This window comes from Vibrio sp. SSH13-20, from assembly GCF_040104475.1.
GTDB lineage: Bacteria > Pseudomonadota > Gammaproteobacteria > Enterobacterales > Vibrionaceae > Vibrio > Vibrio harveyi.
Genome location: NZ_JBECOU010000002.1, coordinates 143,983 through 157,238, shown reverse-complemented (window position 1 = coordinate 157,238; position 13,256 = coordinate 143,983). Strand labels below are relative to the sequence as shown.

The window sequence follows — 13,256 nt, the reverse complement described above, 5'->3', positions numbered from 1 at the left end:
GAAGAAAAAAAATTTTAACGTCGATTTTCCGTCCTCAAATAATAGTCAAACTTCGCAATATGTGTGCTTAATTCGACAATAATGAGGACAGATTCAACATTATTGTTACCCCTAGAATTGGGGCACAAGATAGCGTTTACAACTCATCAAATGCTTCGATAGCTTCCGATAGTTTTTTCACGCCGTGGATTTGCATACCAGGAATACCGCCCTTGGGCATATTCGCTGCAGGAACGATTGCTTTCTTAAAGCCGTGCTTAAACGCTTCATTCAAACGCTCTTGCCCACTTGGCACAGGCCGAATCTCACCCGCCAAGCCCACTTCCCCAAACACCACCACATCTTTTGGTAGTGGACGGTCGCGGAAACTCGATAAAAGCGCCATAACTAACGCAAGGTCAGCACTGGTCTCTGTGACTTTGACGCCACCAACGACATTCACAAATACATCTTGGTCTGCCATTTGTAGACCACCATGCTTATGCAGTACCGCTAGTAATAAAGAGAGACGGTTTTGTTCTAAGCCAACCGCGACACGACGTGGGTTTGCCAGTTGTGAATAGTCTACTAGCGCTTGAATCTCTACTAGTAGAGGGCGCGTACCTTCCCAAACAACCATCACGGAGGAACCCGACGTCTCCTCTTCACCACGAGAAAGGAAGATCGCTGATGGGTTGTTCACTTCTTTTAACCCTTGCCCTGTCATGGCAAAAACACCGAGCTCGTTCACTGCACCAAAACGGTTTTTGTGACTACGAAGCGTACGGAAACGGCTATCAGTCCCACCATCTAGCAAGACGGAGCAGTCAATAATGTGCTCAAGTACTTTAGGTCCCGCAAGGGTACCATCTTTTGTTACGTGACCAACAATAAAGACAGCAACATTGTTTTGCTTTGCGTAACGCGTCAAGGCGGTTGCCGATTCACGTACTTGAGCGACACTCCCCGGCGAGGATTGAACATCAGAAACGTGCATAACTTGTATCGAGTCGATAACCATAATGCGTGGTTGCTCTTTCTCTGCAATTTGGCAGATCTTATCGACATTCGTTTCTGACAGCATCTTTAAATGCTCTTTTGGCAAACCAAGACGGGAAGCACGCATCGCAACTTGCTGAAGTGATTCCTCACCCGTTACGTACAGCGTAGGCATTTGCGCCGACAACAAACACATGGTTTGTAGAAGTAACGTTGACTTACCTGCCCCTGGGTTACCACCAATCAAAATCGCCGCACCAGGAACCACACCACCGCCAAGTACACGATCGAGTTCTTTAAACCCACTGGTGAAACGCGGCACTTCTTGCAGATCAATCTCGGAAAGCGTCTGAACTTTTGATTCCGTCGCTGAGCCTGCATAACCAGATAAGCGCTCATTGCGCGCTACCGTTGGCGATGCAGCAATACGAACTTCAGTAATCGTGTTCCATGCACCACACGCATTACACTGCCCCTGCCAACGTGGGAAATCTGCGCCACAATCATTACAAACATACGCTCGTTTTGCTTTCGCCATGATGCCTCGATTTTTTCAACATTCGGTTTTTTCAACAAATGTGACCAAACACTGCCATGTCTGACCTTATTGGACATGAACTCTTGATATACTCAAGTTTTGCTTTGCTTAGCCGATATAATTCGAATAACGACATACTTTAACAGAAATAATGCAGCAATCTGAAATTCTCTCGCTCGCAGAACGACTCATCCCAGTTTATGGCTCTGATGACTTTGACTTCGTCCTTGGTCAATTGACCGAGGGGGAACCGCCATCGGCCAAAATTCTTGTAAAGATGGAACTCAACCGTGTCATGGCACCTTGCAAGAAAAGCATTGATTTGCGAGGTCGAGTGAAAGGTGAATGTCGTGAATACTTATTAGATGGCATCCCTCATTGGTTGGATGACGTCGCTTTCAACGCTTACCACAAAAACTTAAAAAAATTCGGTGCTTACACTGAAGGCATGTGGGAAGCCTTGGTCAATACACGTAACAACTTTCGTGTAATGAGTAAAAACAACGGTAAGAATGAAGAACAATCGCTGACCGACCCTAAAAGTCCATTCCTTGCCGAACCGGTTCATCTTGGTTACGACTTAAAGCGCCAAGAAAAGCGCTTAAAAGTACAGTCTCAGGTAGAAATCATTCGCTCAAAAAGCCAAGTGATCCACGGTCTGAGTATTGACCTTTCTAGCTCTGGAGCAAAATTCAAAGTCCCAAGTGCATTCAAATACAGCTTGGGCGAAGTCATTCAAGTTACCTTTACCGAGTTTGCCAGCAAATCTCAGGTTGCCGGCGTTGAAAAGCCAATCACTTATCGTGTGCTCGCAGTGGATGATTGCTACGAGAACGATGCTGTTCGTTATCTAAGAACCATTCGCTTGACCGAGACCAATGTCGTTGCTCGCTTGATTGATGAAGCTCTCAACAGCGCTGCAAAACGTGCTCGTCATGATAACCAAGATAAAATCATTCGCGCTCGCACGCGTGGTTACGAACATATAGCCCTGAAGCACACCAGCAACCTCCCTCTGTTTTTTGAAGGCAGCGAACTCAAGCTCGCAATGCTGACACCAAATAACCAAAAGATGTGGCAATACTGGCATGATGAGCGTAACCAGCAAGTATTTGGTTCGTTGTTCAATCCGAAAAGGATGGCTTCGTTAATTGCGCCAGGGGTCAAAGGGGCTACCAACGTGCTCTATTCCTTTACTCATGAGCATGACAACAAAACGTACTTCTATTCAATGCTGCGCCCAGAAGCGACCAGAGAGCAGCGTCAATTGTTCTGGCACCTGGGAGCCAAACGCGCCAGTTGGCGTGCTTTCCGCATTTCGATTTTTGAACTGTCTCAACAAGAAAAAGAAGACCTTGCTGCGTTTTCTTCTGAGTTAGCCGAAAGTTCGCAAAAACTGACCCACGTAGGCATTTTGCAAGAAATTGCCGATGAGAAGTCTGGACAGGATTATTTGCTTACTGAAAAACCTCGCGTGCCTGCGAATACACTTAATGCTTTTCGCCATCCACGTAAGATCATCGGCAATCCAAAAGGTATTTACTTTGACGCCCAATCTCGTCGAAAAGAGCCCCGTTATCGCTTCAAAACCCCTTTAGTGCTTAATACCGGAAGTGCGAAAGCTGCAGGCTTTACCATGGATATCTCTAAGCGAGGCTTGGGCTTACGCTTGGATGAGCCGACGGAATTACGCTCAGGGCAAGAAGTACGCATCAACTTCCGAGAGCTACAGTTATACGATAAGAAATTGCCTCTTTCAGAAGTCCCTTATCGGATTATTCGGGTGAGTCCCGATGGTCGTAGCGTGCAACTGGTCATAGATGAAGACAGCAAAACCATGCGTGTTATTGCTTTCTTCAATAGCATTATCGAGCACAACCAAGACAAACTCATCCCACAAAAAGAGATGCTGCCAAGTAACGCATTGTTGGAAAGGCTGCACAGTGTCCTACTCTCACGTATTTTGAGTACGCCAATCTTTATTAGTAAAAGCGCAGCCTCTTCGGTGAAAACTCCCGTTATTGGTGTCAACTTCCCATTAGCGAAGCACATCGAGTTATACGCACGCCTTGGTCACAATCAGCAGTTCTCTCTCGAACCATTATTTAAGGGACGATCTAGCACTCTGATCGCCGAACCAATTAAACGTATTGATGGCGCTCAGGCGAGACATCAAGATGTTTACATCAGCGTGGCGAAAGTTGGTAGCAAAATCACTGGGCTAGAGTCGAAGCTGCAACAAGACTTTACCAGTGTCAAAGAACGTATTCAGTTCATAAAGAAAGCCCGCATGATGGGTGAGTTTTACGCAACCCGTATTTCTACCGCGCCAATCTTTGATCCGATGACTTCTTTGCTGCGCCAAGATTTGAGTGATTTAACCCAATTTGGGGTTCATCAAGCCAGTAAACTAGAAAAAGAGCTGACCGCACTAGTTGGCTACAGCGAATTTGAAGACATTACTGAAGAAGTGATCGTGCGATTAGAACTGACTGAATAACAAAACACCGCCAAACTGGCGGTGTTTTTCTATCGTGTTTCGTCGTGAAAACCCAGATTATGGTTTCGCTTTCCAACTGATTTTCTGCTGCTTAACTAAAGCACCAGAAAGAATACACAGCACACCACCTAGACCTACGAATCGAACGGCAGTTTGCGCTTGCTCTTCAACTTTAGGTTTAGCGTGATAAGCCACACCCAGCCCTGCAGCAGACATCATCACCAGATCATTTGCACCGTCACCGACTGCGACGGTATTGTGTTGCTCAATCTCGTACTCTTCTGCAAGCTCTACCAAAATGTCAGCTTTGGTTTGGGCAGATACAACATCGCCAAGCACTTCACCCGTCAATTTGCCATCAACAATTTCTAGTTGGTTGGATTGCGCAAAATCCAATCCCACTTTGTCTTTAATAAAGTCGGAGAAGTAAGTGAATCCACCAGAGGCAATCGCAGTCTTCCACCCCAATGCATTGAAGGTTGTAATCAACGCTTCGAAGTCTGGCATGAATGGCAGTTGGCTTCGTACCTGCTCAAGAATGGCTTCATCAGCCCCTTTCAGCTTACCAACGCGCTGACGTAAACTTTGTTCAAAGTCCAGCTCACCTTGCATGGCTCGTTCGGTGACTTCGGCGACTTCTTCGCCTACACCGGCAAGTTTAGCAATCTCGTCGATACACTCGATTTGAATCGCCGTTGAATCCATATCAAACACAACCAAACCCGGCGCAGAAAGATCCGGTACTTCATTTAAAGAAGCGTAATCCAGATTTAAGCTTTTCAGAATGGTTTCATGCTCTGACGTAAGGTTACCCGCCATCAATGCCACTTCATACTGACCTACCTTCCAAGTATCTAAAATTGGGTTGTAGAAGCCGGTAAAAAAATCTATGTCTTCAAAATTGCGAGGCTCAAGGTGCTCACCAAATACAATCCAGTTAGCCTTGGCTTTATCGAGCTGAGTAGCAAAGCGAGTTTCGGGTAGTCGTTTTAAAAGAGTCGTATGCCTTCTGATAGGCAAGCTTTTTGACGCGTCCATGTATATAATCCCTTGTGACTTTGCTAAAACGTTACCTCAACAAGCTAAAAAGGCAAGTCTTTGTTTTGTTTTGAATGGACGAGTAAAGAGCATGAGTGAATCCTTATTCTCAGTAAGGAATGCCCTACGAATTCTGGCGCTGATACTGCTGTGTGTGATGCTATTTGTCACCATCAAAAACAGTGTCGTCATCAGTAAGGGTAATGAGAAGATACAAGCGCAGCAGCTTGAAACCCTGACCAAAGTTTTGATTTCACAGGCGTCGTTATCTGCCAGTGAAATGATCATAAATAAAGACCAAGAGCGTCTGCTTAAACTGACGAATCAGTTAGCACAAGACCGTCTGGTATTCGATGCGACCATCTATGACGCGCAAGGTGTGCGTCTTGCATCCAGCAAAGAAGCGCTGTCTGTACGAGAGGTACTTGGATTAGATACGCCACTTGCGACAGCGTCGATTGGACGTCAGCAGCTCGTTGAACCGGTACTGGCAGATGGCGCAGTGATTGGCTTTGTACGAGTGACTTTTGAAACCGGTCGTGTAACGGCAATCTCTGATCATCACTACCGTAAAAGTGATCGTTACATGTACATGATGGTACTGATGAGCTTTGCATGTGGCATGCTGTTCATCATGATTTTACGCAGACAGCCGATCCGCCGTAAAAAAGGTGAAAACCTATTGCTAACCAAGTAGTTCAAAAACCAATTTATCAAAATAAAACAGCCCGCATGATGCGGGCTGTTTTTTTATGCTGATAAGCAAAAGAATAGAAGGCTGTTCGCCCTTACTCTTCATCACCTAGCAATACTGAATCAAGTGCGATTAGCATCATGTCGTTGAACGTAGTTTGACGTTCGTCTGATGTGGTTTGCTCGCCAGTTTTGATGTGGTCAGAAACAGTACAGATAGTCAGAGCTTTCGCGCCGTACTCAGCAGCAACGCCGTAGATACCAGCCGCTTCCATTTCAACACCTACGATACCGTACTTGTCCATTACGTCGAACATTTCTGGATCTGGCGTGTAGAACAGTTCTGCTGAGAACAGGTTACCTACTTTTACGTCTACGCCGCGAGCTTTCGCTGCTTCTTCTGCTGCGCGAACCATTTTGTAGTCAGCAATAGCGGCAAAGTCATGACCTTTAAAGCGGATGCGGTTAACTTTAGAATCAGTACAAGCGCCCATGCCGATAACAACATCACGTACTTTGATATCTTCGTTCACTGCGCCACAGCTACCTACACGAATCACTTTCTTCACACCGAAGTCTTTGATTAGCTCAGTCACGTAGATTGAACATGATGGAATACCCATACCGTGACCCATTACTGAGATCTTACGACCTTTGTAAGTGCCGGTGTAACCGAACATATTACGAACGTCACATACTTGAACTACATCTTCAAGGAAAGTCTCTGCAATGTATTTAGCACGTAGCGGGTCACCCGGCATTAGAACAACGTCTGCGAATGCACCCATTTCTGCGTTGATATGTGGAGTTGCCATGTTTCTTTTCCTTAACCTGTCTCTAGCGATCCGCACTGCTACTGGCGGTTTTGGCTAGAATATTCTCATTTCCGACAAGCAACATTTTCATGCTGCCAACATAAAACTAGGAGCAATCAAGCTCCTAGTTTTCAAAACCTACATAATTATAGGAAGTTCTTACCGTAGTCCATTGGTGATGTACCGAAGTAACTTGCCAATGTTTGACCGATATCTGCAAAGCTATCACGACGACCTAGTGAGCCCGCTGGTACTTTCTTACCATAAACAATCACTGGGATGTGCTCACGAGTATGGTCAGTACCAGGCCATGTTGGATCACAACCGTGGTCTGCCGTTAGGATAAGAACATCGTCTTCTTCCATTAGCTCTAGCACTTCGTTGATACGACCATCGAAATACTCAAGTGCCGCAGCATAACCCGCTACGTCACGACGGTGACCGTACGCTGAGTCGAAGTCTACAAAGTTAGTGAATACGATAGTGTTGTCACCCGCTTCTTTGATTTGCTCTAGTGTTGCTTCGAACAATGCAGGGATACCTGTCGCTTTCACTTTCTTAGTGATGCCGCAGTTCGCGTAAATATCAGCGATCTTACCGATAGAAACCACATCACCTTGCTTCTCATCAACTAGCTTCTGAAGAACAGTTGCTGATGGTGGCTCAACAGAAAGGTCACGACGGTTACCCGTACGTTCAAATTGACCTTTACCAGGACCAATGAAAGGACGCGCAATAACACGACCGATGTTGTAATCTTCTAGCTCTTCACGTGCAATTTGGCAAAGCTCTAGTAGACGGTCTAGACCGAAAGTCTCTTCGTGACATGCAATTTGGAATACAGAGTCAGCAGACGTGTAAAAAATTGGCTGACCTGTCTTCATGTGCTCTTCACCAAGGTCATCCAATACTTGAGTACCTGATGCATGGCAGTTACCTAGGAAGCCGTCTAAACCCGCACGCTCAAGGATGCGGTCAGTCAGCTCTTTCGGGAAGCTGTTCGCTTTATCATTGAAGTAGCCCCAATCAAACAGAACAGGCACACCAGCGATTTCCCAGTGACCAGATGGAGTATCTTTACCTGAAGAAAGCTCTGCTGCGTGACCGTACGCACCAATGATTTCTGCATCTGCGTCTAGGCCAGGTGCGAAGCGACCTGTTGACTCTTTATGTGCCATTGCCAAACCTAACTTAGATAGGTTTGGAAGACGAAGTGCACCTTTACGTTGATCGTTATCTGCTAAGCCTTGCTCACACTGGTCTGCAATATGACCTAATGTGTCTGAACCTACATCACCAAATTGTTCTGCATCTGCAGCTGCGCCGATGCCGAATGAGTCTAGTACTAAAATAAATGCTCTTTTCATTGCTCGTTCCTTAGGCCCACTCGGCTTCTTATTATGGTTGAGTAGGCCTTGTGTAATTACTTATTCGATTAAAGATCTTCTGCACGGATTTGACGGTAAACCTCTGGAGTTGGTGTGTACTCACCACCTACAGTGATTGCACTGCGAAGTGCTTTAGCGGCTTCTTCCCATTGCTCTTCAGTGCGAGCATGAATAACCGCAAGAGGTTTATCGCTATCTGCTACTTCACCTAGACGGATGAAGTTATCGAAACCAACTGCGTAGTCGATTTCATCTGTCGCAACGCGACGACCGCCGCCCATTGAAACAACAGCCATGCCGATAGCACGAGTGTCCATCGCAGATACAACGCCAGTTTCTGTTGCGTATACAGGTTTAATAATTTCTGCTTTTTCTAGGTAGTTATCGTAGTTTTCTACGAAGTCCGCAGGACCACCTAGACCAGCAACCATCTTACCGAAGCACTCAGCAGCTTTGCCGTTGTCTAGCGCTTCCATCAGTTTTGCACGTGCGTCTTCTGTGTTCTCAGCAAGTTTGCCAAGTACCAGCATTTCTGCACATGACGCCATTGTTACTTCAAGTAGACGTGGGTTACGGTATTCACCTGTTAGGAAGCGAACCGCTTCACGCACTTCCACTGCGTTACCCGCAGAAGACGCCAAGACTTGGTTCATGTCCGTTAGGATAGCAGTTGTCTTAGTGCCTGCACCGTTTGCTACCGCAACGATTGATTTTGCTAGCTCTTCAGACGCTTCATAAGTTGGCATGAATGCACCAGAGCCAACTTTTACGTCCATCACTAGAGATTCAAGACCAGCAGCAAGCTTCTTCGATAAAATCGACGCCGTGATTAGTGAAATGTTGTCTACAGTAGCCGTGATATCGCGAGTCGCGTAAACACGCTTATCCGCAGGAGCAAGATCACCCGTTTGACCGATGATAGCCACACCAGCATCTTTGGTCACTTGGCCGAATACATCGTTTGTTGGCGTGATGTTGTAGCCAGGGATAGACTCAAGCTTATCCAGCGTACCGCCAGTATGGCCAAGACCACGACCAGAGATCATTGGTACGAAACCACCACATGCAGCCACCATTGGACCAAGCATTAGAGAAGTTACGTCACCCACACCACCGGTAGAGTGCTTATCGACAATTGGACCACCAAAGTTCATGTGGCTCCAATCGATAACCATACCTGAATCACGCATTGCACACGTTAGTGCGATACGTTCTGGCATCGTCATTTCATTGAAGAAGATTGTCATAGCAAATGCAGCGATCTGACCTTCAGATACACTGTTGTTCGCTACGCCTTGAATGAAGAAGTTGATTTCGTCGGCTGTTAGAACTTCGCCGTCACGTTTTTTACGGATAATTTCTTGTGGTAAATACATTAGTGCCTCCCAAGCTCATTTTGAGCCATGGTATAAGTAGGATAGAAGAGGTTTGGTAGCACCAAAGTTGGTGCTACCGTTCAGACGTATTGTTGGAATTAGTACGCTGTTGGATCAGCGACTTCGTCCGATACTTCTAATGTATTTAGTAGGTTTGTAAGCAGGCTAGACGCACCGAAACGGTAATGACGAGCATCAACCCAGTTATCACCTAGGATTTCGTCAGCCATTGCTAGGTATGCCGCTGCATCTTCAGCAGTACGCACACCACCTGCTGGTTTGAAACCAACAGTTTCTGCAACACCCATGTCACGAATAACTTCAAGCATCATGCGAGCGTATTCAGGCGTTGCGTTTACTGGCACTTTACCAGTTGAAGTTTTAATGAAGTCAGCACCTGCTTCAATACAGATTTGAGATGCTTTCTTGATTAGCGCTTCTTCTTTAAGTTCACCAGTTTCGATGATCACTTTAAGAAGGATGTCACCACAAGCTTCTTTACATTGCTTAACTAGCTCGAAGCCCACTTTCTCATCACCCGCCATTAGAGCGCGGTATGGGAAAACTACGTCAACTTCGTCTGCACCGTAAGCGACAGCCGCTTTTGTTTCAGCAACAGCGATTTCAATATCGTCGTTACCGTGTGGGAAGTTCGTTACTGTTGCGATACGAACTTCTGGCGTGCCTTGCTCACGAAGTGTCTTCTTAGCAATAGGAATAAAGCGAGGGTAAATACAAATTGCAGCTGTGTTGCCTACTGCAGATTTCGCGTCATGACATAGTGAGATCACTTTTGCATCAGTGTCATCATCATTTAGCGTAGTAAGGTCCATAAGTTTCAGTGCACGTAGCGCTGCTGCTTTTAAATCGCTCATTTCTATCTCCGATCAATATTCAAAAAATTCACTACTCAGCCTCACATCACTTCTCTAACTATAATCAACAAGTCGAGACAGTGTGAGAAATTGGCTAAACAGTCTATTTATGAACGGACTTGGTTCCCTGAAGACTCGGCATATACTGCGAAAAAGTCATATGCCAATTGCTATCCTTGTCACCGCACAGTACCAGTTTGGCCTATGGCACAACAATCTATGATTGCGGTGTCTTTAATATCACATCAAACAATAAAACGCTTGTTTGATTTGATATTGAGGGCAATTCATTTGCCCATCGAGTATGTAATATTCACTCTATGATTAAGTGGTTATCATAACCACGATCTCGTGATTACTACATTATAGATATTCACCGCAAAACTGTAGCACCAAATAGAGCGCAAACGGTTTGTATCTCAAAATTTTCCAGCCCCTATTCCACCGACTGCGTAAGCCACTCACGTAGACCTACGTGCGGTTAAGTTTTCAGGTCCAAAAAACGAAAAATGCCCCGCAGCAATCTCTTGCTACAGGGCATGGTTTAAAACGGCGTCTATATATTAAGAACCGATTCTAATTAAAATGCTGCAAGGCTAAGGCAGAAGCCTGCGATAGTCGCTGCCATTAGGTTAGACAACGTACCAGCAAGAACTGCTTTAATACCCATGCGAGCGATATCTGAACGACGGTTTGGTGCAAGGCTACCTAGACCACCAAGTAGGATCGCGATAGAAGAAAGGTTCGCGAAGCCACATAGTGCGAATGAGATGATAGCTGTAGTCTTCTCAGACATTACTTCACCAGTTGCCGCAACTACTTGAGCGCTGTCACCTAGGTAAGGTGTGAAGTTCAAGTAAGCAACGAATTCGTTAATAACTAGTTTCTGACCGATGAATGAACCAGCAACAACTGCTTCGTCCCAAGGAACACCGATTAGGAATGCTAGTGGAGAGAACGCGTAACCTAGGATTAGTTCTAGAGTCAGTTCAGGCATACCGAACCAACCGCCGATGCCACCTAGCATACCGTTAACAAGCGCAATCAGACCTACGAACGCGATTAGCATTGCACCAACGTTTAGTGCTAGTTGTAGACCAGAAGCCGCACCGCCCGCTGCTGCGTCGATTACGTTAGCTGGTTTGTCGTCGCCACCGTCCATTGCTTCTTCGATGTCTTCGTGAGGCTGATCAGTCTCTGGGTGAAGAATCTTAGCGAATAGTAGACCACCTGGTGCTGCCATGAATGATGCTGCTACTAGGTACTCTAGAGGTACACCCATTGAAGCGTAACCTGCTAGTACACCACCAGCTACAGATGCTAGACCACCACACATTACCGCAAATAGCTCAGATTGAGTCATTTTTGGAACGAAAGGACGAACAACAAGAGGTGCTTCAGTTTGACCTACGAAAATGTTAGCTGCTGCAGACATTGATTCCGCACGAGAAGTGCCAAGCGCTTTTTGTAGTGCACCACCAAGAATCTTGATAACCCACTGCATTACGCCAATGTAGTAAAGAACTGAAATCAGTGCTGAGAAGAAGATCAGTGTAGGAAGAACGCGGAATGCGAAGATGAAGCCGCCGCCGCCGAATACTTCGAACATCTTGTCAGAAACAAGACCACCGAATAGGAATGATGAACCGTTGTTACCGTAGTTGATAACGTTAGAAACACCAGTAGAGAAACCGTTTAGTAGATCACGGCCCCAAGGTACGTAAAGAACGAATGCACCTAGGATGAATTGGATAGCAAATGCGCCACCCACAGTTCTTAGATTGATAGCTTTACGGTTATTGGAAAATGCAAATGCGATAGCAAGAAGCACTACCATACCGACTAGGCTCATAAACAGGCTCATAGTTTATGACTTCCTTATAAGTTATTTGTTGGCGTGTTACAAAATGGAGCTATAAAGCGGGGGCAATTATACTCATGCAGAATCAATTAAAGTAATGCCACCCTCACACTTTCTTATAAGATTCATCATTGATTCACTCTCGTTTGTGAGTCAACTCACAATAAGCAGGAAAACGTTTTCGCTTTTAAACAGCTTCTTTAGATTTTATTCACATATAAAGAAAGCAGAATTGCTATTTTCCCACAGCTGAGAAGCAATCGATTGCTTGCTTTTTCTATGTAAAGAAGCCAATTCATTGAGAACATGAATAAGTTGTAAGGGATGATTCGGCTCACCCTGATAACCAAGTATAGGCATATCTGGGGCATCCGTTTCTAAGACGAGATGTTCAAGGGGTAATCTTTGAATTGCGTCGCGAGTTTTGTTAGCTCTCGGATACGTAATAGTGCCTCCGACGCCAATCGAAAATCCTAATCGAACCCATTCCATCGCCTGTTGGTAGCTGCCTGAGAACGCATGCAACACCCCACCTTTTGGTAAATGTGCCGCTTTGACCATTTGAATAAGTCGATTGTGCGCTTTGCGGCTGTGCAGGATCACCGGTAAATCAAACCGCTTTGCTAGCTCAAATTGCAACTCAAGCGCGCGCTCTTGTCGCTCAACCAGCACTTCGATGGCGAAATCCAAACCGCACTCTCCTATTGCAACGCATTGCCGGTTGGACGAAGAAAGCAATGATTCCAACTCTGGAGCAAATTGCTCAAACTCTTGTTGGAGAAAATAGGGATGAAAACCCAGCGCATAATAGAGATGAGAATATTGATTGGCGAGGTCTTGAATGCGAGTCCAATTACTTGGCCCGACAGACGGAATAAGGATGCGCTCTACTCCTTGCTCACGCGCAAGCTCAACTTGATATGCAAAGTCATCTTGGAAGACATCGAAGTCAAAGTGGCAATGAGTATCAAATAGTTTCATTACTTGGCTTCTCTTGCTCTTCTTTCTTTGTTGAAGATGGCTCATTAGCTGGGTCTTGTTTGTACGGCACGCAACTGCGCTTTTGATCGGGTGTTAGTCCCATCTCTTTGCACCAATCATCGTAGCGTTTAAGTCCTTTTTTAAACCAGTTCATTACACACCCTTTTTTAGCTCATAGAGTTCTTTCCAAACCAAATAAAAAAAACCGCCGTT

The 13,256-nt window shown here is 45.6% G+C and carries 11 protein-coding genes; 2 read left to right on the top strand and 9 right to left on the bottom strand.

Annotation, left to right across the window (positions count from 1 at the left end; translation table 11 throughout):
• Positions 1-136: 136 nt before the first annotated feature.
• Positions 137-1,516 (bottom strand): DNA repair protein RadA, encoded by a 1,380-nt coding sequence (gene radA, locus ABMY42_RS05940; protein WP_005439523.1) that lies wholly within the window; start codon positions 1,514-1,516, stop codon positions 137-139.
• A gap of 151 nt (positions 1,517-1,667) precedes the next feature.
• Between radA and ABMY42_RS05935 the strand changes: the two genes are divergently transcribed.
• Positions 1,668-4,016 (top strand): PilZ domain-containing protein, encoded by a 2,349-nt coding sequence (locus ABMY42_RS05935; RefSeq protein ID WP_005449113.1) that lies wholly within the window; start codon positions 1,668-1,670, stop codon positions 4,014-4,016.
• Between the two features lie 57 nt (positions 4,017-4,073).
• Here ABMY42_RS05935 and serB read toward each other — a convergent pair whose 3' ends face one another.
• Entirely contained in the window at positions 4,074-5,054 is a 981-nt protein-coding gene (gene serB / locus ABMY42_RS05930) for a phosphoserine phosphatase (RefSeq protein ID WP_061065361.1), read from the bottom strand.
• Between the two features lie 91 nt (positions 5,055-5,145).
• Between serB and ABMY42_RS05925 the strand changes: the two genes are divergently transcribed.
• Positions 5,146-5,751 (top strand): YtjB family periplasmic protein, encoded by a 606-nt coding sequence (locus ABMY42_RS05925; protein ID WP_009698713.1) that lies wholly within the window; start codon positions 5,146-5,148, stop codon positions 5,749-5,751.
• Positions 5,752-5,842: 91 nt separating this feature from the next.
• On the opposite strand, the gene deoD is transcribed toward ABMY42_RS05925, so the two are convergent.
• From deoD to ABMY42_RS05890, 7 genes are all read right to left on the bottom strand, one after another.
• Positions 5,843-6,562, bottom strand: coding sequence for a purine-nucleoside phosphorylase (gene deoD / locus ABMY42_RS05920; protein WP_005449118.1), 720 nt, complete (start codon positions 6,560-6,562; stop codon positions 5,843-5,845).
• A gap of 146 nt (positions 6,563-6,708) precedes the next feature.
• A complete protein-coding gene (locus tag ABMY42_RS05915; protein ID WP_272759784.1) occupies positions 6,709-7,929 on the bottom strand; it encodes a phosphopentomutase in 1,221 nt (406 codons plus the stop codon).
• A gap of 68 nt (positions 7,930-7,997) precedes the next feature.
• Positions 7,998-9,326, bottom strand: a complete 1,329-nt coding sequence (gene deoA / locus ABMY42_RS05910) for a thymidine phosphorylase (RefSeq protein WP_005449121.1) — start codon at positions 9,324-9,326, stop codon at positions 7,998-8,000.
• Between the two features lie 98 nt (positions 9,327-9,424).
• On the bottom strand, positions 9,425-10,201 hold the full coding sequence (gene deoC / locus ABMY42_RS05905; protein ID WP_005449122.1) for a deoxyribose-phosphate aldolase: 777 nt from the start codon (positions 10,199-10,201) through the stop codon (positions 9,425-9,427).
• 580 nt (positions 10,202-10,781) lie between these two features.
• Positions 10,782-12,065: a NupC/NupG family nucleoside CNT transporter gene (locus ABMY42_RS05900; protein WP_005449124.1), complete on the bottom strand. Its 1,284-nt coding sequence runs from the start codon at positions 12,063-12,065 to the stop codon at positions 10,782-10,784.
• A gap of 204 nt (positions 12,066-12,269) precedes the next feature.
• Complete coding sequence (locus ABMY42_RS05895; protein WP_349266121.1) at positions 12,270-13,043, bottom strand: TatD family hydrolase; 774 nt, start codon at positions 13,041-13,043, stop codon at positions 12,270-12,272.
• Positions 13,030-13,197 carry a DUF5363 family protein gene (locus tag ABMY42_RS05890; RefSeq protein ID WP_005449128.1) on the bottom strand — a complete coding sequence of 56 codons (168 nt, stop codon included), beginning with the start codon at positions 13,195-13,197 and terminating at the stop codon, positions 13,030-13,032. The genes ABMY42_RS05895 and ABMY42_RS05890 overlap by 14 nt, the downstream gene beginning before the upstream one ends.
• Positions 13,198-13,256: the final 59 nt, after the last annotated feature.